The organism is Catellatospora vulcania (genome assembly GCF_009720385.1).
GTDB lineage: Bacteria > Actinomycetota > Actinomycetes > Mycobacteriales > Micromonosporaceae > Catellatospora > Catellatospora vulcania.
In genome coordinates, this window is the sequence record NZ_ML769311.1 from 1 (window position 1) to 26166 (window position 26166).

Here is a 26166-nt window from a genome sequence, read left to right on the forward strand (position 1 = left end):
TAGAGTTACGGCGGCCATGGCGGAGGGGAAACGCCCGGTAACATTCCGAACCCGGAAGCTAAGCCCTCCAGCGCCGATGGTACTGCAACGGGGACGTTGTGGGAGAGTAGGACGCCGCCGGACAAACGTTCCATACGAGGGCCTCCCCGCCAGGGGTAGGCCCTCGTGTGCGTTGTGCCGCCGATTTCCGGCAGCATCAGGAAGGATGTACCCGTGAACTCGAGTTCCAACGACAAGCCCGGACAGGACTCGTCCGGCCAGGCCAGCCGCGGAGGCGGCGGGTCTCGCTCCGAAAAGGGCGGGTACGACCGTTCTCACGGCAAGCGTGAGGGTTTCCGGCGCGACGGCGACCGCGCCCGTGGTTTCGACGGCGGCTACGAAAAGCCCCGTACCGGTGGCGCCCCCCGACGTGACGGTGACGACCGCGGCGCCCCCCGTGCCGGTGGCGACCGTCGTGAGGGCGGCTTCCGCAGCGCCGGCGACCGCACCGGCGGTGACCGTGGCGGCTTCCGCAGTGGCGGTGACCGTCCGAGCTACGGCGACCGTGCCGGTGGCAGCAGCCGTGAGGGTGGATTCCGGTCGGGTGGCGATCGCGGTGGGTTCTCCCGCGGTGGCGACCGTCCGAGCTATGGCGACCGTTCCGGTGGCAGCCGTGAGGGTGGCTTCCGCAGCGCCGGCGACCGCACCGGCGGTGACCGTGGCGGCTTCCGTGGTGGTGACCGGGACCGTTCCGGTGGCAGCCAGGGTGGTTTCCGTAGTGGCGGTGACCGTCCGAGCTACGGCGACCGTTCCGGTGGTAGCCGTGAGGGTGGTTTCCGCAGTGGCGGCGACCGTCCGACCGGTGACCGTGGCGGGTTCCGCAGTGGTGGGGACCGTCCGACCGGTGACCGTGGCGGGTTCCGTAGTGGTGGGGACCGTCCGAGCTACGGCGACCGTTCCGGTGGTAGCCGTGAGGGTGGCTTCCGCAGTGGCGGCGACCGCGACCGCTTCGGTGGTGGCGACCGTCGTGAGGGCGGCTTCCGTGGCGGCGAGGACCGTGGCGGCGACCGCGGCGGTTTCCGCAGTGGCGGTGACCGGGACCGTTCCGGCGGCAGCCGCGAGGGCGGGTTCCGCAGTGGCGGTGACCGTCCGAGCTATGGCGACCGTTCGGGTGGTAGCCGTGAGGGTGGTTTCCGCAGTGGTGGGGACCGTCCGACCGGTGACCGTGGCGGGTTCCGCAGTGGTGGTGACCGTCCGAGCTACGGCGACCGTTCCGGTGGCAGCCGCGAGGGTGGCTTCCGCAGCGGCGGCGACCGCGACCGTGCTTCCGGCGGCGGCGACCGCCGCGAGGGCGGCTTCCGTGGTGACCGGCCCGGCGGCGCGAGCCGTGAGGGCGGCTTCCGCCGACCGGCCGACGACCGGGGCGGCTACCGCAGCGGTGGCTTCGGCGACCGCACCGGCGGCACCCGCGAGGGCTTCCGTGGTGGTGACCGGGACCGTCCGGCAGGCGGCGACCGTCGCGAGGGCGGGTTCCGCAGTGGCGGTGACCGTCCGAGCTATGGCGACCGTTCCGGTGGCAGCCGTGAGGGTGGCTTCCGCAGCGGCGGCGACCGTCCGACCGGTGACCGTGCCGGCTTCTCCCGTGGTGGGGACCGTCCGACCGGTGACCGTGGCGGGTTCTCCCGCGGTGGTGACCGTCCGAGCTACGGCGACCGTTCCGGTGGCAGCCGTGAGGGTGGCTTCCGCAGCGGCGGCGACCGTGAGCGTTTCGCCGGCGGCGACCGTCGTGAGGGCGGCTTCCGTGGCGGCGACGACCGCGGCGCAGGCCGTGAGGGTGGCTTCCGTGGTGGCGACCGGGACCGTCCGGCGACCGGGGACCGTCGTGAGGGCGGGTTCCGTAGTGGCAGCGGCACCGGCACCGGGGAGCGCCGTGAGGGTGGCTTCCGCGGTGGCGACCGGGACCGTCCGGCGACCGGGGACCGTCGTGAGGGCGGGTTCCGTAGTGGCAGCGGCACCGGCACCGGGGAGCGCCGTGAAGGCGGCTTCCGTGGTGGCGACCGCGAGCGGCCCACCGAGGCCCGTGAGGGCACGGAGGCCCGCGAGTTCGAGGGTGCGGGCCGTCCCGGCCCCGAGCTGCCCGACGACATCACGCCGGCGGACCTCGACAGTGAGGTGCGCGCTGAGCTGCTCTCGCTGGCCAAGCCGGTGGCGGACACCGTCGCCCGGCACCTCGTCGCGACCGGTCAGCTGATCGACGACGACCCGGAGAAGGCACTGGAGCACGCGCTGGCCGCTCGTCGGCTGGCGTCGCGCATCGCGGTGGTCCGCGAGGCGGTCGGCCTCGCCGCGTACCAGACGGGCGATTGGGCCTCCGCGATCGCGGAGATCCGCACCTACCACCGGATGACCGGGCGTCAGACGCACCTGGCCGTGCTGGCCGACTGCGAGCGCGCGCTGGGCCGGCCGGAGAAGGCGATCGACCTGTTCCGTGGCGTCGAGCGCGACAAGCTCAGCCAGGGCGAGGCGCTGGAGCTGCTGATCGTGGCGGCAGGCGCGCGGGGTGACATGGGCCAGCACGAGGCGGCTGCGGCGATGCTGCAGGTGCGCGAGCTGACCGTGGAGTCGACCGAGGACTGGTCGCCGCGGCTGCGGTACGCCTACGCCGACTCGCTGCTGGCGTCGGGGCGCACCGAGGAGGCTCGGGAGTGGTTCGCCAAGGCGGCGGCCGCCGATTCCGACGCGGTGACCGACGCGGCTGAGCGGCTGCTCGAGCTGGACGGCGTCGAGATCGAGGACGAGTCCGAGATGGACGACGAGCCCGCCGACCGTCCTGCCAAGGCCAAGGCCGCCGGCACCGACGGCGACACCGGCTCCGACACCGACACCGGCGAGGACGATGACCTCGACGGCGAGGACTACGACGACGAGGACGACGACGACCTCGACGACGAGGACGACGAGGATGACGACGACCTCGACGAGGACGACGAGGATGACGACGACCTCGACGAGGACGACGAGGATGACGACGACCTCGACGAGGACGACGATGACGACCTCGACGACGAGGACGAGGGCCGCGACGGCGGTGCCGACGAGGACGACGACGACCTCGAGGACTTCGACGAGAAGCCCGCGGCCGCTGCCGACGACACCCCTGCCACGAAGGCGGAAGCAGACAAGTGACATCGCTCGTCGAGAACTATGACCTGGTCATATTCGATCTCGACGGCGTGCTTTACCTCATCGACCGCCCCATTCACGGGGCGGTCGATGCGTTGGCACGCCTCAGGGATCAGGGTATGGCCGTGCGCTTCGCCACGAACAACGCCTCGCGCCGCGCGGCCGAGGTCGCGGCGCTGCTGCGCGGCATGGGCATCGCGGCCCAGCCGCAGGAGGTGCTGACCTCGGCCGGCGCCGCGGCGGCACTGCTGGCGCAGCGGCTGGAGCCGGGCGCGCCGGTGCTGGTGCTGGGCGCGCCTGCGCTGCGAAGCGAGGTGACCGACGTCGGGCTGCGGCCGGTCGACAGCGCGGACGACAACCCGCGCGCGGTCGTCCAGGGCTTCGGCCCGGACCTGGGCTGGAAGCAGCTGGCCGAGGCGTGTGTGGCGATCCGGGCCGGGGCCTGGTGGGTGGCGACGAACACCGACCGGACCCTGCCGACGCTGCGCGGCCCGTTGCCGGGCAACGGTTCCCTGGTCGCGCTGCTGGCTCACGCGCTGGAGCGGGAGCCGGACGTGGTGGTGGGCAAGCCCGAGCCGGGCCTGTTCGCGACCGCGGCGGCGCAGGCGTCCGCGCGGCGGGTACTGGTGGTCGGCGACCGGCTGGACACCGACATCGCCGGGGCGCATCGGGCCGGAATGGACAGCCTGCTGGTGCTGACCGGTGTCTCCACGGCCGTCGAGGCGGCCGCGGCGAGCGGTGCGCTGCGTCCGACGTACGTGTCGGCGGATCTCGGGGGCCTCTTCACGGCACCTGCGGTCCCGGCACTGTAGCGTTGGTCCGCGAAACGGTACGGCACGCTGTCGGCGTTCGCCGTGCCGGACATCAGTCGGTAGGAGAGGTGGCGACCGCTGTGGCGAGCAAGTCGGGCGAACCGATGCAGGACGTGGTCAAGGCGTATCTGGAACTGGCCTTCGGGCTGACCGAGGCGTCGAAGAAGAAGGCGGAGAAGACCGTCAAGAAGGCGGCCAAGGAACTGCTCGGCAAGGGCGGCGCGACCGCGTCGCAGCTGCAGACGATGGCGGAGGAACTGGTCACCACGGGTCTGCAGAACCGTGAGGCGATCACCCGCATCGTGCGCCTGGAGCTCGACCGCGCGCTCGGCCGCGTCGGCCTGGCCACCGCCGAGGAGGTCGCGACGCTGACCGCCCGTATCGAGGACCTCGAGGGCCAGCTGCGCGAGGCGAAGGCCGACACCCGGCCCGCGTCCACCAGCAACGGCTCGGCAGGCAGCAACGGCGCCTCCAGCAGCAACGGCGCCTCCAGCAGCAACGGCTCGGCGACCGCCGTGGCGACCCCGGTGGCGAAGAAGGCCGTCGCCAAGAAGCAGGTCGCTCCGGCGCAGGCCACCGGCCCGGCCGCACCCGCCGCACCGGCCGAGGCCGCCGACGAGCCGGCCGCGGAGCCGGTCACGACCACGCCCGCGGCCGTGGCCAAGCGCGTCAAGAAGGCCGCGCCCGTGGTGAAGGCCGCCCCGGCGAAGAAGGCGGGCCCGGCGAAGAAGGCGGCCGCGGTGGTGGCCGAGCCGGCCACGGACGCCCCGATCAGGGGTGCCGCGGCGGCCCGCAAGCCGGCCAAGGCCGTGGCGAAGAAGACGGCGGCCAAGGCCGTTGCCGCCAAGGGCGTCACCGTGATCGACGCCACCAAGGCGATCGCCGCCCACGAGCCGGTCGCCGCGGTCGCGTTCAGCTCCGCCCCGGACGTGCCGGTAGCCGCGAAGAAGACGCCCGCCAAGAAGACCGCGGCCAAGAAGGCCCCCGCGCGTAGGGCGGCCGGCGCGTGACCTCACCGCAACTGCCGCTGTCGTTCTCGCCGGCGGTCCCGTCGCCGCGTCCGATGCCGACCCCGCAGACGCTCATGCCCGGCCCGACCGGCCACCACGCGGTGGACGCCGCGGTCCGGGCCGTGGCCAACGCCGCCGAGCTGCCGCTGGCCGAGCAGCTGGCGGCATACGAGGCCGCGCACAAGACGTTGCGGGAAGTCCTGACCGCGATCGAGGCCTGACGCACATGGCACGTCGTACCCGCCTGGACGCGGAGCTGGTCCGTCGGGGGATGGCCCGCTCCCGCGACCATGCCGGTGAGCTGATCGCCGCGGGCCGGGTCGAGGTCAAGGGCACCGTGGCGCACAAGGCCGCGGCCATGGTCGACCCCGCCGACGCGGTACGCGTCGTCGGCGAGTCCGCCGGCGACGACTACGTCTCCCGGGGCGGGCACAAGCTCGCCGGGGCGCTGGCCGCGTTCACGCCGCGCGGGCTGGTCGTGGCCGGTCGCCGCTGCCTGGACGCGGGGGCTTCGACCGGCGGCTTCACCGACGTGCTGCTGCGCAACGACGCGGCCGAGGTCGTCGCGGTGGACGTGGGTTACGGCCAGCTGGCCTGGTCGCTGCGCACCGACGAGCGGGTGAAGGTGTACGAGCGCACCAACGTGCGCACGCTGACCCCCGAGGCGATCGGCGGCGTGGTCGGGCTGACCGTGGCCGACCTGTCGTTCATCTCGCTGCGGCTGGTGTTGCCCGCGCTGGCCGCGTGCACCGACGGCGACCTGGTGCTGATGGTCAAGCCCCAGTTCGAGGTCGGCAAGGAGCGCGTCGGCGCCGGCGGCGTGGTACGCGATCCGGCGCTGCGGGCCGAGGCGGTGCTGGACGTCGCCGCGTCGGCGGGCACGCTCGGGCTGGGCGTGGCCGGGGTGACGGCGAGCCCGCTGCCCGGCCCGTCGGGCAACGTGGAGTTCTTCGTATGGTTCCGGCGCGACGCGCCCGCCCCCGCGGTGGACGACATCCGCGCCGTGGTGGAGGCTGGGGTGCCGAACGCACCCGACCCTGAGGACTGACTGCATGACGGAGCGCGTGGCGCTGCTGGTCACCCATACCGGCCGGAAGGACTCCACGGATCACGCCCGCACCGTGGCGCGGGACCTGATCACGGCGGGGTTCAGCGTGCGGGTGGTGGCCGAGGAGGCCGAGGACCTGGACCTGTCCGGGGTGAGGCCGATGTCGGGCGCGTGCGCCGCCCAGGGCGCGGAGATCGTGTTCGCGCTGGGCGGTGACGGGACGCTGCTGCGCGCCGCCGAACTCGCCCGCCCGGAGGGCGTCCCGCTGCTGGGCATCAACCTGGGCAAGGTCGGTTTCCTGGCCGAGGCCGAGATCGCCGACCTGGACACGGCCGTGCGTGACGTGGTCGCGCGCGAGTACAGCGTCGAGGAGCGGCTCACCATCGACGTGACCGCCGAGCTGGCCGGCGAGGTCATCGCCGAGTCGTGGGCGCTCAACGAGGTCAGCGTCGAGAAGGGCAGCCGCGAGCGCATGCTCGAACTGCTGGTCGATGTGGACGGCCGCCCGCTGTCGCGCTACGGCTGTGACGGTGTGGTGTGCGCCACTCCGACGGGTTCGACGGCGTACGCGTTCTCGGCCGGCGGGCCCGTGGTGTGGCCGCAGGTGGAGGCGCTGCTGCTGGTGCCGATCAGCGCGCACGCGCTGTTCAGCCGCCCGCTGGTGACCGCGCCGAGCTCGACGATCCAGATCACCATCGACCCGTACACCGAGCATGCGCTGATGAGCTGCGACGGCCGCCGGGTGTTCGCGCTGCCACCGGGCGCCCAGGTCACGGTGCGTCGCGGGGCGCTGCCGGTGCGGGTGGCGCGGCTGCGGCCGCGGCCGTTCACCGACCGGCTGGTGGCCAAGTTCGGCCTGCCCGTGGAGGGCTGGCGGGCACACGGCCAGCGGCACGCGACCGGCCACTGACGGGGTACCCCTCCGGCGGTGCGCGGCGGTCCGACGAGGCCGTTCGTGGTGCGCGATGTTCCCATACCGGCATCGGCCACGGTGGCCCGGCGTGACACTGTCGGAGGGGCGGGCTACTGTCATCTGCTGTGCTGGAAGAGTTGCGTATCACCGGTCTCGGCGTGATCGAGGACACCACCCTCCCGCTGACCCGTGGCATGAATGTCATCACCGGTGAGACCGGTGCCGGCAAGACCATGGTCGTCACCGGGCTGGGGTTGCTGTTCGGCGGGCGGGCCGACGCCGGCCGCGTGCGAGCCGACCCGGGCCGCGCCACCGTCGAGGGTCGGCTGCGCCTGTCGGGCAACGCGGCCAGTGCCGTGGCCGCCCGCGTCGCCGAGGCCGGGGCGGAGGCCGATGACGACGGCACGCTGCTGATGAGCCGCACTGTCACCGTCGAGGGCCGGTCCAAGGCCCACGTGGGCGGGCGGACCGTGCCGGTGTCGCTGCTCAGTGACGTCGGGGAGCAGGTCGTCGCGGTGCACGGGCAGTCCGACCAGCTGCGCCTGCTGCGGCCGTCGGAGCAGCGCGGCTCGCTGGACCGGTTCGCCGGGCCGGAGCACGAGAAGCTCCTCGTCGAGTTCAAGGAGCTGTTCGGCCGCTGGCGGTCCGTGGCCGACGACCTCGCCGACCGGCGCCGCAATGCCCGCACCCGGGCCCAGGAGGCCGACCTGCTGCGGCTGGGCCTCGACGAGATCACCCGGGTCGACCCGCAGACCGGCGAGGACGAGGAGCTGCGGGCCGAGGCCCAGCGCCTGGAGCACGCCGAGGGCCTGCGCACCGCCGCGCACATCGCGCACCAGGCGATCGCCGGCGGCGGCGAGACCGACAGCGAGGACGCCACCAGCCTGGTCGGCACCGCCCGGCGCACCCTGGAGTCGCAGTCCACGGTGGACGCGAAGCTGGGGGAGTACGCCGCCCGCCTGGAGGAGGCCGCGTCCCTGCTCGGCGACGTCTCCGTGGAACTGTCCACCTACCTGGCCAGCCTGGACGCCGACCCGGCCCGGCTGCAGCAGATCTACGAGCGGCGCGCCGCGCTGCGCTCGCTGACCCGCAAGTACGCCGACGACGTCGACGGTGTCATCGCCTGGGCGGACAACGCCAAGGCCCGGCTGGCCGCGCTGGACACCTCCGACGAGCTGCTCGACGAGCTGGAGCGGGAGATGCACCGGCTCGCCGGTGAGGTCGCCGAGCTGGCCGCGAAGCTGCGCGCGGCGCGGCTGGAGGCCGCCGGCCTGTTCGCCGACAAGGTCACCGTCGAGCTGGCGGGCCTGGCCATGCCGCACTCCCGCATCTCGGTGCTGGTCGTGCCGCGCCCGGCCGGCGACATCAGCCTCGTGGTCGACGGGGTCGAGTCCGGGATCACCCCCGACGGCGCCGACGACATCGAGCTGCGCCTGCTGGCGCACCCCGGCGCGCCGGCCCTGCCGCTGCAGAAGGGCGCGTCCGGCGGTGAGCTGTCCCGGGTGATGCTCGCCATCGAGGTCGTCTTCGCCGGTGTCGGCGGCCCGCCGACGCTGGTCTTCGACGAGGTCGACTCGGGTGTCGGCGGCCGTGCCGCCGTCGAGATCGGCCGTCGCCTGGCCCGGCTGGCGCGCAACCACCAGGTGCTGGTCGTCACGCACCTGCCGCAGGTCGCCGCGTTCGCCGACCGCCACCTGGTGGTGGCCAAGGACACCGGCGGCGCGATCACCACGAGCGGCGTGCGCGTCGTCGAGGAGACCGAGCGGGCCCGCGAGCTGGCCCGCATGCTGGCCGGTCTGCCCGACTCCGACCTGGGCATCGCCCACGCCGAGGAGCTGCTGGCCGTCGCGGCCCGCGAACGCGCCGCCTGACCCCGTACCACCGCCGAGGGCGGTGCGCCCCACACCCCGTGGTGCGCACCGCCCTCGTCGCGTTTCCGGGGGCTGCACCGCACTTCGCCATCAATGGACGTTGGCCTATCTAGATTACCTTTTAGCGCTCGGACTCATCCAGATAGGCCAACGTCCATGGAAAACGGGATGGTGGACGCCGGGTCAGTGTTGTTGGCCGAGTTCGAGGGCGACCACGCCGGCGGCGACGAGGGCCAGGCCGACGACCTGGAGCCAGCTGAACCGGTCCTGGAAGAACACCACGCCCGCCAGTGCGACCAGGGCCACCCCGATGCCCGCCCAGATGCCGTACGCCAGCCCCAGCGCCATGCCGCGCTTGAGCACCTGGCTCAGCAGCACGAACGCGGTGATGTACCCCACGACCACCACCACGGACGGGATCGGCTTGGTGAAGCCGGCAGAGCCGCGCAGGCACACGGTGGCGATGACTTCGGCGATGATGGCTCCGGCGAGCATGAGGTAGATCACGAAGCTCACTGTAGGTGAGCGATCTTGGGTCGGCGTTCGCGTGGCGTTGCGGTTACCGTTGATGTCGCGCGAGGTTTCGGACATCACAATTCAGCCCGTATGGGCCGATCAACGGGTGTCGTACGCGCCAATACCGGACTGACATGCCAGGATGGCTGCGATGCGTCTTCCCACCTTGCGCCGGACCCGGCCCGCCGAACCGGGGATCCTCACCGGCACCGCACGGCTCGACCGCCGGACCAAACGTCTGGTCGGCCGACTGCGCCCTGGCGAGATCGCCGTGATCGATCACGTCGACATCGACCGGGTCGCCGCCGACTCCCTGGTGGCCGTGGGGGTGGCGGCGGTGCTCAACGCCAAGCCCTCCATCTCGGGCCGCTACCCCAACCTAGGTCCCCAGGTGCTGGTCGAGGCCGGCATCACCCTGCTCGACGATCTCGGCGAGGGGGTGTTCCAGCAGATCCGCGAGGGTGACTCGGTCCGGATCGAGGGCAACACCGTCTTCGTGCGCGGTGAGCCGGTGGCGCACGGGGTGCGCCAGGACGGCGACTCCATCTCCAAGGCGATGCTCGACGCCCGCGAGGGCCTGTCGGTGCAGCTGGAGGCGTTCGCCGCGAACACCATGGAGTACCTCAAGCAGGAGCGGGAGCTGCTGCTCGACGGTGTCGGCGTGCCCGAGATCAAGACCCAGATCTCCGGGCGGCACTGCCTGATCGTGGTGCGCGGCTACGACTACAAGGCCGATCTGGACGTGCTGCGGCCGTACATCCGCGAGTTCAAGCCGGTCCTGATCGGTGTGGACGGCGGCGCGGACGCGCTGGTCGAGGCGGGCTACACACCCGACATGATCATCGGTGACATGGACTCGGTCACCGACGACGTGCTGCGCTGCGGCGCCGAGGTGGTCGTGCACGCCTATCCCGACGGCCGGGCCCCGGGTCTGGACCGGGTGCACCAGCTCGGTGTGTCGGGCATCACCTTCCCGGCGGCGGCGACCAGTGAGGACATCGCGATGCTGCTGGCCGACGAGAAGGGCGCGACCCTGATCGTGGCGGTCGGCACCCACGCGACGCTGGTCGAGTTTCTCGACAAGGGCCGCGGGGGTATGGCCTCGACGTTCCTCACCCGCCTTCGGGTGGGCGGCAAGCTGGTCGACGCCAAGGGTGTGAGCCGGCTCTACCGGCAGAGCATTTCAGGTTCCTCATTGCTTTTGCTGGTATTGTCCGCCATTGCGGCGATGGCCGCGGCTGTCGCCGTGTCCACGGTCGGCAAGGCGTACCTGTCGCTGGCCGCGGAGTGGTGGGACGACGTGATGTTCCACCTGCAGCGGCTGTTCTAGGAACCCGGACGATCAAGAGGCTCTGACGTGATCAACTTTAGGTACCACGTGGTGTCCATGACCGCCGTGTTCCTCGCACTGGCGATCGGCCTGGTCGTGGGGACCGCCGCGCTCAACGGCCCGGCGGCCGACGCCCTCGAGAAGAACGTCAACGCGCTGCGCGCGACCAACTCGCAGCTGCGCGACCAGGTCACCGGTCTGCGTGACCAGGCCAACCGCGAGGAGCAGTTCGTCACCGAGGCCGCGCCGATCATGCTGAACGGCAAGCTCACCAACCGCCGGGTGCTGCTGCTGGTGCTGCCCTCGGGCCGCGACCAGGTCGAGGGCGTCGAGAACATCCTCAAGACCGCCGGTGCCAAGATCGTCGGCACGGTCGACCTGACCGACAAGTTCTTCAACCCGGACAACAGCGTCGAGCTGCTCGACCTGGAGAACAAGGCCGAGCCGGCCAGCGTGCCCACCACGGCCATCCCGGCCAACAGCGACGGTGTCGAGTCGTCCAGCGCGCTGCTGGCCGCGGTGCTGCTGGACCGCAGCCCGGCCGTGCCCGCCCCGGACCGCGCCGCGGTGCTCGCCTCGTACAGCAAGCTCGGCTATCTGACCACCAGCGGCGCCGTGACCGGCCCCGCGGAGGCGGTCGTGCTGGTCAGCGGCTCGCCGTACACCGACAGCCAGGCGGCGGGCAAGAACGCCTCCGTGGTCACCACCGCGGTGCAGTTCGACCACGCCGGGGTGGCGGTCGTCGGCGGCGTGCTCGGCGGCGAGGGCAACCTCATGATCGAGGTACGCGACGACGCCACGCTCGCCAAGACCATCTCGACCGTGGACAACGCGGAGACGGTGCAGGGACAGGTCGCCGCCGCGCTGGCGCTGTACGAGCAGTTCGCCGACAGCAAGGCCGGGCACTACGGCGTCGGCCCCAACGCCGGATCGCTCCTGCCGCAGCAGCAGAAGTGAGCTGACGTGGGATTGCTCGCCAGAGCGGCACTGATCGGCCTGGGCGCTTACGGCGCCCGGGCCGCGCTGCGTGTGGTGCGCGACCAGCCCCGGGCCAAGGAGCTGGAGCGCACGAACTTCCGCGGCCGCACCCTCACCCTGGCCGGCGGCCCGGCGCTGGCGGTCTCGGCGAGCGTCACCAGCGCCCTCGGCGCGGGCGACCCGCGCACCGCGGCCGCCGCGCTCGCCGCGGGCCTGTCCGGCGGCGCGGTCGGCCTGTACGACGACGTTGTGGGCGCGCGCCCCGACCAGAAGGCCGACAAGGGCTTCCGCGGCCACCTGCGGGCACTGCGCGAGGGCCGGGTCACCAGCGGCCTCGTGAAGATCGCCGGGGTGGGCGCGGGCGCGCTGGTCGCCGCCGCGCTGCTGCCGGACCGCCGCGGCCGGGGCAGGCTCGGCCGGGCGGCCGAGGTGGCCCTGGGCGCGGGTGTGATCGCCGGCAGCGCGAACCTGATGAACCTGCTCGACCTGCGTCCCGGCCGGGCGCTGAAGGCCGGCCTGCTGGTCGGTGCGCCGCTGACCGCCACCCGCGCGGGCGGCCTGGCCGCCGGTCCGGTCGGCGCGAGCGCGAGCCTGCTGCCCGCCGACCTGGGCGAGGAGATCATGCTCGGCGACTCGGGCGCGAACGCGCTCGGCGCGCTGCTGGGGGTCAGCGCGACCGCCCGCACCGGCCTGTTCGGCCGCGCGGTCATGCTCGCGGGCATCGCCGCGCTGACTGCGGCCAGCGAGAAGGTCAGTTTCACCAAGGTCATCGAGCGCACCCCGGTGCTGCGCGAGATCGACGCCTGGGGCCGCATCCCGGTGCAGAAGCCCGGCGGCGATCCCGCGTCTGCGGTCACCGCGCCCCGCACGGTTGTCGGACAGTCCGCCGAGCCCATGCCCACGGTTGCGGGTGCGACGGTGGCCGACCCGGTGACTCCGGCGGATACGGCCCCACCCAAGCCGAAGGTGGCGAAGAAGGCGGTGCGGGCCGTCGCGCAGGCCGCTCCGGCTGCGCAGGGACCGGATGAGGCCGACCATGCCACGGACGCGGCCCCGGCCGCGACGAAGCCGAGGCCACGAGCACGGGCGCCGCGCCGTACCGATTCATGACAGTGACCGCTGACGACAAGGCCGCGGCCCCCTCGGGCACCGGCCCGGCAGCGGCCCGCATCGCCGGCGCCGCGACGCTGATCGCGCTGCTGACCGTGCTGAGCCGGCTGGCCGGTTTCGCCCGCACCCTGGTGTTCTCGCAGACCGTCGGCGACGGCGGGCTCGGCGGCACCTATCTCGCCGTCAACACCATCCCCAACATCATCTTCGAGATCGTGGCTGGTGGGGCGCTGGCCGGCCTGGTGGTGCCGCTGCTGGCCGGGCCGCTGGCGGCGGGCGACCGCGAGCAGGTGCGCCGCACCGTGTCCGCGCTGCTGACCTGGGCCCTGGTGGCGCTGATCCCGCTGGCGGCGCTGCTGTGGCTGGCCGCCGACCCGGTCGTGACGCTGCTGCAGTCGACGGCGTCGCCGGAGCTGCACGAGGCGGGCGTGTCGATGCTGCGCGTGTTCGCGCCGCAGGTGCCGCTGTACGGCATCGGCATCGTGCTCACCGGCGTGCTGCACGCGCACCGCCGGTTCGCCTGGCCGGTGCTGGCGCCGCTGCTGTCCAGCCTCACCGTGATCGGCGCGTACCTGCTGTTCGCCGCGCAGGCCGGGGCGGACCCGCTGCCGGGCACGGTCAGCGGGGGAGAGCTGGCGATCCTGTCGGTCGGCACCACCCTGGGCGTGGTCGTGCTGACGCTGTGCCTGGTCATCCCGGTCGGTCGGCTGGGCCTGCGGCTGCGGCCGGTCTTCCAGGTGGAGCCCGTGCAGCGGCGGCGGATGAGCTCGCTGGCGCTGGCGGGCGCGGCGACGGTGGCGGCGCAGCAGGTCGCGCTGCTGGTCGCGATCATCCTGGCCGGCCGGGTCGTGCCCGTCGGCGACGAGGCGTCGGCCAACGCGCTCTACAACTTCGCGATGACGCTCTACCTGCTGCCGTGGGCGGTGCTCGCGGTGCCCGCCGCCACGGCCGCGTACCCGGCGATCGCGACCGCTTTCGCCACCGCCGACCACGCCGCGCTGCGGCACACCGTGGCCCGGACCAGCCGGGCGGTGCTGCTGCTCAGCGGGCTCGGCGCGGCCGGGCTGGCCGCGGTGGCCGCACCCGCGGCGGCGTTTCTGACCGAGGGCGACGGCACCGCGGCGCTGACCGCGGCGGTGCTCGCGTTCGCGCCGGGCCTGCTCGGCTACGGGCTGGCCGCGCTGCACCAGCGCACCCTGTACGCGGTGGGCGCGAACCGGCTGGCCGCGCTCGGGGTCAGCGGCGGCTGGGCGGTCACGCTCGTCAGCGCGGTGATCCTGTCGGCGGTGCTGCCGGACTCGCAGCGGGCGGCGGCGCTGGGCGCGGCGAACTCCATCGGCATGCTCGTCATGGCGGTGCTGCTGGCGGTGGCGGTCCGTGCCCGGGTGGGCGGTAGTGCCCTGACCGGCCTGTTCCGTGCCGCCCTGGCCGCTTCGGCGGCCGCTTCGGCCGGGGCGGTGGCGGGCCTGGCGGCGGGCCGCGCGGTCGTCTCCGGGACCCCAGGCATCATGGGTCTGGTCGGACAGGGCATGCTGTCCGGTGGCGTGTCGCTTGTAGTCTTCCTGATCGTGTGTGCCCTGCTCGACCTGCCGGACCTGCGTCCGCTGCTCGAGCGGGTGAGCCGGCGGCGCGGGTGACCGGGCGGGCGCGGCGGGCGAGGGCAGGAGGACCGTTGACCACGGGGACGGAATGGACCGGCAGCGTGGTGCTGCTGCTCGCCTCCAGCACGGGCGGCATCGGCCAGCACGTGGCCGGGCTGGCCGAGGGACTGACGCGGGCCGGGTGCGAGGTGACCGTGTGCGGTCCCGCCGGCACCGAGGAGCATTTCCGCTTCACCGACCGCGGGGCGCAGTTCCATCCCGTCGAGATCCCCGCCGAGCTGCACCCCAGTGACATGCGGGCGGTACGCACGCTGCGCCAGTTCCTGGCCGCGTCGCGCCCCGCCGTGGTGCACGCGCACGGGCTGCGCGCCGGGCTGGCCGCGGCGCTGTCCCGCCCGCCCTGCCCGCTGGTGACGACCTGGCACAACGCGCCCCTGCGGGCGGGCCTGCGCGGCCGGGTGCACACGCTGGTCGAGCGGATCGTGGCGCGTTCCTCCGCGATCACCCTCGGCGCCTCCAACGACCTGGTCGCGCGGGCCCACGCGGTGGGCGCGGCCGACGCACGCCTGGCCCCGGTGGCCGCCCCCCGGCTGCGGCGCACCCGGCGCAGCAGGGCCGCGGTGCGCGCCGGGCTCGGCGTGGCCGACGGGGTGCCGCTGGTGCTGTCGGTGGGCCGGCTGCACCCGCAGAAGGCGTACGACATGCTGGTCTCCGTCGCCGCGCGCTGGCGGGACATGTCCCCGGTGCCGCGGTTGCTCATCGCGGGCGAGGGCCCGTCCTACCTCGACCTCGCCGCCCAGATCTCGCAGCTGCGCGCCCCGGTCACCCTGCTGGGGCACCGCACCGACGTCGGGGACCTGATCGCGGCGGCCGACCTCGGCGTGGTCACCAGCGTCTGGGAGGCACGCCAGCTGTTCGCGCAGGAGGCCCTCAGCGGCGGGCTGCCCCTGGTCGCCACGGCCGTCGGCGGCATCCCTGAGCTGGTCGGCGACGGCGCGTCGCTGATCGAGCCGAACGACCCGGACGCGCTGGACAGCACCGTGCGCAAGCTGCTCGGCGACGAGCAGGCGCGGTCGCGGCTGGCCGAGCGGGGCCTGGCCCAGGCCGCGACCTGGCCCGACGAGCAGGCCAGCATCGAGGGCGTGCGCGCCGTGTACGCGCAGCTGACCGCCGAGAACCGTGCGGGGCAGCGCTGATGCTCCGCCGGCCGGCACCCCTGTCCACGGCCCTCCTGCTGACCCTGCTGGCGCTGCTCGGCCTGGCCCTGGTCGGCACCGTCTCCCCGTCCGCGGCGGCGGCCGGTCCGGTCCGCGACGACGAGGCCGACTACGTGATCATCGCGGGCGCGGCCGGGCTGCGCTGGGACGACATCGACGCCGACCGGACCCCGAACCTGTGGAGGCTGGCCGAGCGCGGCGCGATCGGCTCCCTGTCGACCCGGTCCGCGCACACGCCGACCTGCCCGGCCGACGGCTGGCTGACCCTGGGCGCGGGCAACTACGCCGAGCGGACCGGGGTCGGCGAGGAGCCCGCCGAGGGCGCCGCCGAGCCGAACCCGGACGTGCCCCAGCAGTGTCCGAAGCTGGACGTGGCGATCGAGCGGCCGGACGCGGTCGGGGCGTACCTGCCCGACCAGGAGGCGGTCGTGGAACGCCAGCGGGAGCTGCCGTTCGGCACCCTGCCCGGGGCGCTCGCCCAGTCGATGCGCTGCACCACGGCGGTCGGCCCGGGGGCGGCGGTCGCGGCGGCCCGCTCGTACGGCCGCGTCGACCGCTATCTGCCCGAGCTGCCGGCCGAGGCCGACGCGACGAAGGCGCTCAACGAGTGCCTGCTCAGCATCGTGGACCTGGGCGCGATCGACGGCCGTACCCCGGCGCAGCGGATGCGCCAGGCGGCGGCGGCGGACAAGCTGGTCGGCCGGCTGGTGGCGGCGCGGCCGAAGAACTCGACGCTGCTGGTCGCCGGGGTCGCCGACACCGAGGCCAGCTCCCGGCTGCACGCGGTGATCGCCGAAGGCAAGGGCTGGGAGCACGGCTACCTGACCTCGGCCACCACCGGCCGTGCCGGCTACCTGCAGCTGGTCGACCTCGCGCCGACCGCGTTGAACCTGCTCAACCGCGACATCCCCAAGCGGATCATGGTCGGGCACCCGGCGGTGCTGGCCGACGGACGTCCCGCGGACCTCGACCAGGCCACCGCGGCGGGCACCGACGCCGACCGGCGCGCCGCGGCCGCCCGTACCGTGTCGGCCTGGTTCTTCTGGCTGCTGGCGCTGGTGCAGATCGGCCTGTTCACGGCCGTGGTGCCGCTGCTGCGGCGCAGCTACCGCCATGCCGGGCCGACGGGGCCCACCCCGCCTCCGCAGCGGCTGGTGAGCGTCCTGGAGGTGCTGCTGACCGCGGCGTCGCTGGCGCTGCCCGCCGCGCTGATCACCGGCGTGGTGCCGTGGTGGCGCTTCGGCCGCCGCGGTCTGATCTTCGGCCTGGTCACGGCCGGTATCACCCTGCTGCTCACCTTCGTCACGGTCCGGCTGCCGGTGTACCGCAGACGCACCCTCGGCCCGGTCGGCGTGGTGGCCGCGATCGCCGCGTCCGTGGTCGGCATCGACCTGCTCACCGGGGCGCGGCTGCAGCTCAACGGCGTGGCCGGCTACTCGGCCCTGGAGGGCACCCGGTACGCGGGCATCGGCATGGTCGGCATGGGCGTGTTCTTCGCCGGAGTGCTGCTCACCTCGGGCACGCTGGCCCAGCTCGTGCCGCAGCGCAACCGGCCGCTGCTGGTCGGCGCGATCGGCGCGGCGGGCGTGCTGCTGGTGGGCATCCCGGCGCTGGGCGCGGACGCGGGCGGGGCGGTCGCACTGACCGCGGGCGTATGCCTGACCGCCGCACTGTGCCCCGGCGGCTGGCTCACCTTCAAGCGGCTCGCCCTGGCCATGCTCGCCGGGCTGGCGGTGACCGTGGTGTTCGCGCTGGTCGACGTACGCCAGCCGGTGGACCAGCAGGGCAGCCTCGGCCGTTTCCTCACCCAGCTGTCCGACGGCACCTCCGCGCTGACCCTGAGCCGGCTCGGCGACGCCAACCGGATCGCACTGGTGACCAGCCCGCTCACGGTGCTGGCGCTGGTCTCGGCGGTCTTCCTGTGGGTGGTGCTGATGCGCCCGTGGGGCGGCCTCAAGCGGCTGTACGGCATCTACCCGCCCATCCGTGCGGCGGTGGCCGGCATGTGGCTGGCGTCGATCCTGGGCGGGTTGCTGGGCGGCGCGGCGCTCAACGTGATGGGCGCCGCGGCGGCCACCGCGGTCCCGGTGCTCACCCTGGGCGCGATGCGGGTGCTCGGCCACGCCGCCGACCGCACCCGGATCGCCCTGGACGCGCCCGCCGGGCCCGGGGCCGTGAACGGCGACACTCCGCAGGGCCCGCCGACGCCCGCGACGGTGAGCGACGACACCCCCGAGGCGGTTTCAGGCACGTAGCCCGCGGGTGAACGCCGGACCCGTGTTAGGGTGAAACCCCGTGGTAGCAGCGCGGACGACCAAGCATATTTTCGTTACGGGGGGCGTCGCCTCCTCACTGGGCAAGGGCCTGACGGCCTCCAGCCTCGGGACACTTCTCACTGCTCGCGGTCTGCGGGTGGTCATGCAGAAGCTCGACCCCTATCTCAACGTCGACCCTGGCACGATGAACCCGTTCCAGCACGGCGAGGTCTTCGTCACCGAGGACGGCGCCGAGACCGACCTCGACGTGGGGCACTACGAGCGATTCCTCAACCGTGACCTGTCGGCCAAGGCCAACGTCACCACGGGGCAGATCTACTCGGCGGTGATCGCCAAGGAACGCCGCGGCGAGTACCTGGGCGACACCGTCCAGGTCATCCCGCACATCACCAACGAGATCAAGTCCCGGATCCGGGCCATGGCCGAGCCGGACGAGCACGGCCGCACCCCGGACGTGGTGATCACCGAGGTCGGCGGCACGGTCGGCGACATCGAGTCGCTGCCGTTCCTGGAGTCGATCCGGCAGATCCGCCACGACGTGGGCCGGGACAACTGCTTCTACCTGCACGTATCGCTGGTGCCGTACCTGGCGCCGTCGGGCGAGCTGAAGACGAAGCCGACCCAGCACTCGGTGGCCGCCCTGCGCAACATCGGCATCCAGCCCGATGCGCTGGTCTGCCGCTCCGACCGGGAGATCCCGGCGGGCATGAAGAGCAAGCTGGCGCTGTACTGCGACGTGGACGCCGAAGCCGTCGTCTCCGCCCCGGACGCGCCGAGCATCTACGACATCCCGAAGGTGCTGCACCGCGAGGGCCTGGACGCCTACGTGGTGCGCCGGCTGGGCCTGTCGTTCCGCGACGTGGACTGGTCGGCCTGGGACGACCTGCTGGAGCGGGTGCACCACCCGGTGCACGAGGTCACCATCGCGCTGGTCGGCAAGTACATCGACCTGCCCGACGCGTACCTGTCGGTGTCCGAGGCGATCCGGGCGGCCGGCTTCGGCCACCGGGCCAAGGTGAAGCTGCAGTGGGTGCCCAGCGACGACTGCCAGACCGCCGAGGGCGCGGCCAAGGCCCTCGCGCACGTCGACGGCGTGGTGATCCCGGGCGGCTTCGGCGTGCGCGGCATCGAGGGCAAGATCGGCGCGGTGAAGTACGCGCGGGAGAACGGCATCCCGACCCTGGGCCTGTGCCTGGGCCTGCAGACGATGGCCATCGAGGTGGCCCGGCACGTGGCCGGGATCGCCAAGGCCAGCTCGCTGGAGTTCGACGAGCAGACCCCGGACCCGATCATCTCGACGATGGCCGATCAGGAGGACATCGTCGCGGGCAAGGGCGACCTGGGCGGCACCATGCGGCTCGGGGCGTACCCGGCGAAGCTGACGCCCGGCTCGATCGTGGCCGAGCTGTACGGCGCGACCGAGGTCAGCGAGCGGCACCGGCACCGGTACGAGGTCAACAACGCCTACCGGCCCGCGCTGACCAAGGCCGGCCTGCACATCTCCGGCACCTCGCCGGACGGCCGGCTGGTCGAGTTCGTCGAGCTGGACCGCGAGCTGCACCCGTACTTCGTGGCCACCCAGGCGCACCCGGAGCTGAAGAGCCGCCCGACACACCCGCACCCGCTGTTCTCGGGTCTGGTGGGAGCGGCGATCGCCTATGCTCAGGCCGACCAGCTGCCCGGCGTGGCCGAGGCGGCCGAGCCGGTGGCCGCCAAGCGCTGACCCGGCCGGACAACCGAACAACGACGCTGGTCGCAGGCATGCACTTCGCCTGCGGCCAGCGTCGTCTGTGGACAGGAGATCGTGTGTACGAGGTCGTCGGCAGCACCGAGCGGTTCAAGGGACACATCTTCCGGGTGGTCACCGACCAGGTGACGATGCCCGGGGGAGCGGTCGCGGGGCGGGACGTGGTGCGCCACGTCGGCGCGGTCGGGGTGGTCGCGCTGGACGACGACGGCCGCGTGGTGCTGGTCCGCCAGTACCGGCATCCGGTGGGCCGCTACCTGTGGGAGCTGCCCGCGGGCCTGATCGATGTGCAGGGCGAGGGCCTGGCCGCGGCGGCGCTGCGCGAGCTGGCCGAGGAGGCCGACCTGACCGCGGCCCGGGTGGACCTGCTGGTGGACATGTTCACCACGCCCGGCTGCTCGGACGAGATGATCCGCGTCTTCCTGGCCCGCGACCTGTCCGAGATCCCCGAGCACGAGCGCCACGCCCGCACCGACGAGGAGGCGGACATGCAGGTCGACCGCGTGCCGCTCGACGAGGCCGTGGCCATGGTCTTCGACGGCCGCATCACCAACGGCCCGGCCGTCGGCGGCCTGCTCGCCGCCGCCCGCGCCCGCGACACCGGCTTCACGGACCTCCGGCCCGCCGACGCCCCCCTCCCGCCCCGATGACGGTCGGGCGGTAAGCGGGAAATATCCGATTCGGCACTATCCTTGGGGTGAACGCAGGGCGGTAGTGCGCCGCGTTGACACCATGTCAAGCCGACGAGTCATCAGCTTGCATCCTGTCAGGCGCTTTGGGCTGTTTTCCGGGCCTAGACTGCCGCCGCGGGGGGTAGACCAGCGGCAACGGCGCCGTTCGGCCCTCCCGCACAGCGCAGGATCGAGGAAGGTGCAGTCGTGAAGGTCGGTATCCCCCGCGAGGTCAAGAACCACGAGTACCGGGTGGCGATCACCCCGGCGGGCGTACACGAGTTCGTCCGCAACGGACACGACGTCGTCATCGAGACCGGCGCCGGTCTGGGCTCCTCGATCACCGACGAGGAGTACGTCGCGGCCGGCGCGCGCATCCTGCCCACCGCGGACGAGGTGTGGGCCACCGGCGAGCTGATCCTCAAGGTCAAGGAGCCCATCGCCGAGGAGTACCACCGCATGCGCGAGGGGCAGGTGCTGTTCACCTACCTGCACCTGGCCGCGTCCAAGGAGTGCACCGACGCGCTGATGACGCAGAAGGTCACCGGCATCGCGTACGAGACGGTGGAGACCGCCGACCGCGCCCTGCCGCTGCTGGCCCCGATGAGCGAGGTGGCCGGCCGGCTCGCCCCGCAGGTCGGCGCGTACCACCTGATGCGCTTCGCGGGCGGCCGGGGCGTGCTGCCCGGCGGCGTGCCCGGCGTGCGCCCGGCCAAGGCCGTCGTCATCGGCGCGGGCGTGTCCGGCATGAACGCCGCGACCATCGCCCACGGCCTGGCCTTCGAGGTCACCGTGCTGGACAAGAACATCAAGAAGCTCCGTGAGGTCGACCAGCTGTTCAACGGCCAGGTCCGCACCGTCATGTCGAACGCGTTCGAGCTGGAGCGCGCCGTGCTGGAGGCCGACCTGGTCATCGGCGCGGTGCTGGTGCCGGGCGCGAAGGCCCCGACGCTGGTCAGCAACGAGCTGGTGTCCCGGATGAAGCCGGGCAGCGTGCTCGTCGACATCTCGATCGACCAGGGCGGCTGCTTCGAGGACTCGCACGCGACCACCCACGCCAACCCGGTGTACAAGGTGCACGAGTCGGTCTTCTACTGCGTGGCGAACATGCCCGGGGCCGTCCCGCACACCAGCACCTACGCGCTGACCAACGTGACCCTGCCGTACGCCGTCGAGCTGGCCAACCACGGCTGGCAGGAGGCGCTGCGCCGCGACCCCGCCCTGAAGCTGGGCCTGAACACCCACGCCGGCGAGATCACCTACGGCCCGGTGGCCGAGGCGCACGGCCTCACCGCCGTGGACGTCGACTCGCTGCTCTGAGCAGTGTTTTCCTGATGCCGGTGGCGCCCACGCGCCACCGGCATCATGCTGTGCGGAGCGCGCGGCGACCAGGTCCGGCCGGGATCGTGAAGACACGCCGAGCCGTGGCGGCGCACCGAGGTGGTCGGTGACGTACAGTCGGACGACGACGACACGCATGCGGCCGGTCGGGGAGCTGATGGCCCACTCACGACGGTGCCTCATCCGGCCGGACGGATGTCGTCGGGAAGGGCGTAGCGGAGATGGCAGGCAACGGGCGCGCGGAGGCATGGACCTCGACGCTGCGGGCGGAACAGTCCCGCATGGACCTCGGTGCTGACCTGGGTCCGGCCGATCCTTCGGCCTACACCGCCCGCAAGGAGATCCCCGAGCCGATGCCGACCGATCGGCACGGACCTTCCCGGATCATCGCGATGGCGAACCAGAAGGGCGGCGTGGGCAAGACCACGACGACCATCAACCTGGGCGCGGCCCTGGCCGAGTACGGCCGCAAGGTGCTGCTCGTCGACTTCGACCCGCAGGGCGCGCTGTCGGTGGGCCTCGGCGTCAACCCGCACAACCTCGACCTGTCCGTCTACAACCTGCTCATGCAGGACGACGTGACCGCCGAGGACGTCATCATCAAGACCGACGTCGCCGGGCTGCACCTGCTGCCCGCCAACATCGACCTGTCGGCCGCCGAGATCCAGCTCGTCAACGAGGTCGCCCGCGAGATGGCGCTGGCCCGGGTGCTGAAGTCGGTGCGCAAGGAGTACGACTACATCCTCATCGACTGCCAGCCGTCGCTCGGCCTGCTGGCCATCAATGCGCTGACCGTCGCCCACGGCGTGCTCATCCCGCTGGAGTGCGAGTTCTTCAGCCTGCGCGGTGTCGCGCTGCTGCTGGACACCATCGACAAGGTGCGCGAGCGGCTCAACTTCGACCTGGAACTCGAAGGCATCCTGGCCACCATGTACGACAGCCGCACCACCCACTGCCGCCAGGTGCTGCAGCGCGTGGTCGAGGCGTTCGGCGACAAGGTGTACCAGACGGTGATCACCAAGACGGTCAAGTTCCCGGAGTCGACGGTGGCCGGCGCGCCGATCACGTCGCTGGATCCCGCCTCCTCGGGTGCCCGCAACTACCGGCAGCTCGCACGCGAGGTCATCGCCGCCGAGGCCGCCCGCAAGTGAGCCGGGCCCACCGGCCTGCACCCGCGAACTGAGCTGCTGGGATACTTGCGACGTGAGCGATCCCGTGGTGACGGCCGACCCGGCCGGAGAGCAGTCGGCTGAACCGTCCGGTTCAGGCCGCTTCACCGTGCGGCTCATCAACTTCGAGGGTCCGTTCGACCTGCTCCTGCAGCTCATCGGCAAGCACAAGCTCGATGTCACCGAGGTCGCGCTGCACCGGGTGACCGACGACTTCATCGCCCACATCCGGGCCATGGGCAAGGACTGGGACCTCGACGAGGCCAGCGAGTTCCTCGTCATCGCGGCGACCCTGCTCGACCTCAAGGCGGCCCGGCTGCTGCCCGCCGCCCAGGTGGAGAGCGAGGAGGACCTCGCTCTGCTGGAGGCCCGCGACCTGCTCTTCGCCCGGCTGCTGCAGTACCGCGCGTTCAAGCAGGCCGCCGCGTTCATCGCCGACCTGGAGGCCACCGGCGGCCGCCGCTGGCCGCGCTCGGTCGCGCTGGAGGCGCAGTACGCCGAGGCGCTGCCGGACCTGATCCTGGGCATCGGGGTGGACCGGCTGGCCAAGCTCGCGATCAAGGCGTTCACCCCCAAGGCGGCCCCGCCGCTGGTCTCCGTCGCGCACATCCACCAGGTCCGGGTCAGCGTCCGCGAGCATGCCGAACTGCTGCGCAACCGCCTGTTCGAGCTGCGCACCGCCACGTTCAGCGCGCTCACCGCCGACTGCGAGAACACCCTGGAAGTGGTCGCCCGCTTCCTCGCCCTGCTGGAGCTGTACCGCGAAGGCCTGGTCGGCTTCGACCAGGAGCTGGCGCTGGGCGAGCTGACGGTGCACTGGACCGGCGGCGAGACGGCCGCAGGCGACCTCGCGGTCGACGACTACGACGGCGACGACGAGGCGAAACAGGCCCTGGCCGCCGAGCCCCCCGAGCTGCCCGGCAGCGCCGAGACCGACGACGAGGACCTTGACGGCGACGAGCCGGACGATGACGAGCCGGACGATGACGAGCCGGACGGCGACCCGGCCGAACCGGACATGCAGGAGACGGCGGACGAAGCCGAGGCCTCGGTGGGGCAGCCGGGCAAGGGTGGGGGAGCAGAAGACGATGACTGACAACGAGTCCCTGGAACAACAGGCCGCAGCCTGGGTCCCCCCATGGGCCCGCACCCCCACCCCGGAAGAGAGCAAGGGCGCCTTCTCGACGGATTCCGTAGAGGAAGGGCGCCTTCCTGACGCAGACCCGGAGGGTTCGGCGCAGGAGCACGACACCGACGGCGAGGCCGAAGACGCCGCTGCGGAATCCTTCGCGCCGGCGGACGAGCCCATCGCGCTCGCTGAGCCCGTGTACGCCGCCCCGGTGACGCCGGAGCCCGACGAGGACGACAGCAGCAGCCTCGACTGCGGACCTGACGACCTGGCGGGTCCCCTGGACACGGAGGAGGACGTGCCCGGGGTCGAGGCCGCCTACCCCGCCGGTCCGGTAGACGAGGACGCCGCCGAGGTCGAGATCGCGCCGGACCCCGCCGAAGCCCTGGACATGGTCGACGGCGAGGCGCAGGCCGCGCCCGAGACGAGCGACCTCGCCGGGGCCGACTCGGATTTCGCCGTGGCCGACTCGCAGGACGCCGCCGAGGCGCTGGCAGCGGTCGAGGACGGTCCGGCGCCTGAGGCTGCGGACGCCGCCGAGGGCGAGGACGAGGGCGGATCCGCCGAGCCCGCCGCCGAGGCGAGCGAGCCCGCGGCCGAGTCGGCCATGCCCGCCGGCGAGGCGACCGAGCCCGTGGGCGAGGCGGCAGAGCCCGCCGACGAGGCGACAGAGCCCGCGCACGACCCGGTCGGGCGGACGGCTCAGGAGGAATCGGACGACGAGGACGTCGCGGAGATCATCGCCGTCGACGACCTGGCCGCCGCCCTCGGGCTGGACGAGCCGACCACGCCGCGCTTCGACGTGGACGGCCTCGACGACAGCGGTGAGGCCGCGGTCGCGTACGCCGGATCCAAGCTCGCCACCCCGCCGCCCGGCCTGGCCGAGGGCGACCTCGTGCCGACCCTGGAGGCGATCCTGCTGGTCGTCGACGAGCCGGTCAGCGAGCTGACCCTCGCCGAGGTGCTGGAGGTGCCCGCCGAGCTGATCGCGGGCACGCTGATCGACCTGTCGGCGGCGTACACCCGCCAGAACCGCGGTTTCGACCTGCGCCGGGCCGCCGGCGGCTGGCGGCTCTACACTCGTGCCGAGTACGCCCCCTACGTGGAGCGGTTCGTGTTGGACGGGCAGCAGTTGCGGCTCACCCAGGCGTCCCTGGAGACCCTGGCCGTGGTCGCGTACAAGCAGCCGGTCACCCGTTCGCGGATCTCGGCGATCCGCGGCGTCAACTGCGACGGCGTCATCCGTACCCTGGTCACCCGGGGCATGATCGAAGAGTGCGGCACCGAGCCCGAGTCGGGCGCCTACCTCTACCGCACCACGAGCCTGTTCCTGGAGAAGCTGGGCCTCGACTCCGTCGAGCAGCTTCCGCCGCTGGCTCCCTTCCTACCTGACAACGTCGAGGAGATCGCTGATGAGCAGCGCTGAAGTACGCACTGAAGGCGCTGAGAGGCTGCAGAAGGTCCTGGCCCAGGCCGGTGTCGCCTCCCGCAGGGCCAGCGAGGACCTGATCGCGGCGCGGCGGGTCACCGTCAACGGCAAGGTCGCCAAGCTCGGCGACAAGGCCGACCCGATCGCCGACATCATCCACGTCGACGGCCAGCGCATCGTCACCGACGCGAACCTGGTCTACCTGGCCATGAACAAGCCGCGCGGCGTGGTCTCCACGATGGCCGACGACAAGGGCCGCGAGGCCGTCGCGGACTACCTCGGCAACATCTCGGCCCGGGTGTACCACGTGGGCCGGCTCGACGCCGACTCCGAGGGACTGCTGCTGCTGACCAACGACGGCACGCTCGCGCACAAGCTGATGCACCCGTCCTACGAGGTGCCCAAGACGTACCTGGTCGAGGTCGTGGGCCCGCTGCCGCGGGTGGTCGGCCGCGAGCTGATGGCCGGCGTGCAGCTGGAGGACGGGTCGGCGCGGCTGGACGACTACCGCCTCATCCAGGCCATCGACAAGCAGGCGCTGATCGAGATCGTGATCCACGAGGGCCGCAACCGCATCGTGCGGCGCATGTTCGACCAGGTCGGCTTCCCGGTGCAGCGCCTGGTGCGCACCGCGATCGGCCCGATCAAGCTCGGTGACCTGAAGGCGGGCCGCCACCGCCGCCTCAACGCGGGCGAGGTGGCCGCCCTGTTCAAGATCACGGACCGCAAGGGCCGCGGTGCGGCGCAGGAGGACACCATCCGCGAGGTCCCCGAGGTGTACGAGGACTGACCCGGCCGCCGCCACGGCGCGGGCCGAGACCGGGTGGACGTGACGG

At 72.8% G+C, this 26166-nt stretch carries 19 protein-coding genes, 1 rRNA gene and 2 pseudogenes; 21 read left to right on the forward strand and 1 reads right to left on the reverse strand.

Annotated features, from left to right (window positions below; all coding sequences use genetic code 11):
• The first annotated feature begins 6 nt into the window (after window positions 1–6).
• From rrf to recN, 8 genes and pseudogenes are all read left to right on the forward strand, one after another.
• Window positions 7–123: ribosomal RNA gene (gene rrf / locus F6W97_RS18540) — 5S ribosomal RNA — on the forward strand.
• 90 nt (window positions 124–213) lie between these two features.
• Complete coding sequence (locus F6W97_RS41550; RefSeq protein ID WP_155371630.1) at window positions 214–3165, forward strand: hypothetical protein; 2952 nt, start codon at window positions 214–216, stop codon at window positions 3163–3165.
• Window positions 3162–3962, forward strand: a pseudogene (locus F6W97_RS18550) (HAD-IIA family hydrolase); the annotation flags it as partial. The gene F6W97_RS41550 and the pseudogene F6W97_RS18550, both read left to right, overlap by 4 nt.
• 80 nt (window positions 3963–4042) lie before the next feature.
• Window positions 4043–4984: a phasin family protein gene (locus tag F6W97_RS40175; protein WP_196279222.1), complete on the forward strand. Its 942-nt coding sequence runs from the start codon at window positions 4043–4045 to the stop codon at window positions 4982–4984.
• Window positions 4981–5205, forward strand: coding sequence for a hypothetical protein (locus tag F6W97_RS18560; RefSeq protein WP_155371632.1), 225 nt, complete (start codon window positions 4981–4983; stop codon window positions 5203–5205). The genes F6W97_RS40175 and F6W97_RS18560 overlap by 4 nt, the downstream gene beginning before the upstream one ends.
• Before the next feature lie 5 nt (window positions 5206–5210).
• The gene (locus F6W97_RS18565; protein WP_155371633.1) at window positions 5211–6032 is read left to right on the forward strand and encodes a TlyA family RNA methyltransferase; all 822 of its coding nucleotides are present in this window, start codon (window positions 5211–5213) and stop codon (window positions 6030–6032) included.
• A 4-nt stretch (window positions 6033–6036) separates the two neighbouring features.
• Complete coding sequence (locus tag F6W97_RS18570) at window positions 6037–6942, forward strand: NAD kinase (protein ID WP_155371634.1); 906 nt, start codon at window positions 6037–6039, stop codon at window positions 6940–6942.
• A 128-nt stretch (window positions 6943–7070) separates the two neighbouring features.
• Window positions 7071–8816, forward strand: a complete 1746-nt coding sequence (gene recN / locus F6W97_RS18575; protein ID WP_155371635.1) for a DNA repair protein RecN — start codon at window positions 7071–7073, stop codon at window positions 8814–8816.
• A 183-nt stretch (window positions 8817–8999) separates the two neighbouring features.
• Here the strand turns inward: recN and F6W97_RS18580 are convergent, their stop codons facing one another.
• Window positions 9000–9323, reverse strand: coding sequence for a DMT family transporter (locus tag F6W97_RS18580; protein WP_155371636.1), 324 nt, complete (start codon window positions 9321–9323; stop codon window positions 9000–9002).
• A 160-nt stretch (window positions 9324–9483) separates the two neighbouring features.
• Here F6W97_RS18580 and steA point away from each other — a divergent pair, with 160 nt between their 5' ends.
• From steA to F6W97_RS18645, 13 genes and pseudogenes are all read left to right on the forward strand, one after another.
• Window positions 9484–10662, forward strand: a complete 1179-nt coding sequence (steA, locus tag F6W97_RS18585) for a putative cytokinetic ring protein SteA (RefSeq protein WP_155371637.1) — start codon at window positions 9484–9486, stop codon at window positions 10660–10662.
• Between the two features lie 27 nt (window positions 10663–10689).
• Window positions 10690–11619 carry a copper transporter gene (locus F6W97_RS18590; protein WP_155371638.1) on the forward strand — a complete coding sequence of 310 codons (930 nt, stop codon included), beginning with the start codon at window positions 10690–10692 and terminating at the stop codon, window positions 11617–11619.
• Between the two features lie 6 nt (window positions 11620–11625).
• Window positions 11626–12453 (forward strand): annotated as a pseudogene (locus F6W97_RS18595) (hypothetical protein); the annotation flags it as partial.
• 293 nt (window positions 12454–12746) lie between these two features.
• Window positions 12747–14387 (forward strand): murein biosynthesis integral membrane protein MurJ, encoded by a 1641-nt coding sequence (gene murJ / locus F6W97_RS18600; RefSeq protein WP_155371639.1) that lies wholly within the window; start codon window positions 12747–12749, stop codon window positions 14385–14387.
• 35 nt (window positions 14388–14422) lie between these two features.
• Entirely contained in the window at window positions 14423–15547 is a 1125-nt protein-coding gene (locus F6W97_RS18605) for a glycosyltransferase family 4 protein (protein ID WP_155371640.1), read from the forward strand.
• Window positions 15547–17823 (forward strand): alkaline phosphatase family protein, encoded by a 2277-nt coding sequence (locus tag F6W97_RS18610; RefSeq protein WP_196279223.1) that lies wholly within the window; start codon window positions 15547–15549, stop codon window positions 17821–17823. Before F6W97_RS18605 ends, F6W97_RS18610 begins: the two co-directional genes overlap by 1 nt.
• 40 nt (window positions 17824–17863) lie before the next feature.
• Window positions 17864–19567: a CTP synthase gene (locus F6W97_RS18615; RefSeq protein ID WP_155371641.1), complete on the forward strand. Its 1704-nt coding sequence runs from the start codon at window positions 17864–17866 to the stop codon at window positions 19565–19567.
• Between the two features lie 38 nt (window positions 19568–19605).
• Window positions 19606–20241, forward strand: coding sequence for an NUDIX domain-containing protein (locus F6W97_RS18620; RefSeq protein ID WP_155371642.1), 636 nt, complete (start codon window positions 19606–19608; stop codon window positions 20239–20241).
• Window positions 20242–20469: 228 nt separating this feature from the next.
• The gene (gene ald / locus F6W97_RS18625; RefSeq protein ID WP_155371643.1) at window positions 20470–21582 is read left to right on the forward strand and encodes an alanine dehydrogenase; all 1113 of its coding nucleotides are present in this window, start codon (window positions 20470–20472) and stop codon (window positions 21580–21582) included.
• A gap of 242 nt (window positions 21583–21824) precedes the next feature.
• On the forward strand, window positions 21825–22754 hold the full coding sequence (locus tag F6W97_RS18630) for a ParA family protein (protein ID WP_155371644.1): 930 nt from the start codon (window positions 21825–21827) through the stop codon (window positions 22752–22754).
• A 64-nt stretch (window positions 22755–22818) separates the two neighbouring features.
• Window positions 22819–23868: a segregation and condensation protein A gene (locus tag F6W97_RS18635; RefSeq protein ID WP_230686809.1), complete on the forward strand. Its 1050-nt coding sequence runs from the start codon at window positions 22819–22821 to the stop codon at window positions 23866–23868.
• Window positions 23869–24508: 640 nt separating this feature from the next.
• Window positions 24509–25327 (forward strand): SMC-Scp complex subunit ScpB, encoded by an 819-nt coding sequence (gene scpB, locus F6W97_RS40780; RefSeq protein WP_155371763.1) that lies wholly within the window; start codon window positions 24509–24511, stop codon window positions 25325–25327.
• The gene (locus F6W97_RS18645) at window positions 25314–26120 is read left to right on the forward strand and encodes a pseudouridine synthase (RefSeq protein ID WP_155371645.1); all 807 of its coding nucleotides are present in this window, start codon (window positions 25314–25316) and stop codon (window positions 26118–26120) included. The genes scpB and F6W97_RS18645 overlap by 14 nt, the downstream gene beginning before the upstream one ends.
• Window positions 26121–26166: the final 46 nt, after the last annotated feature.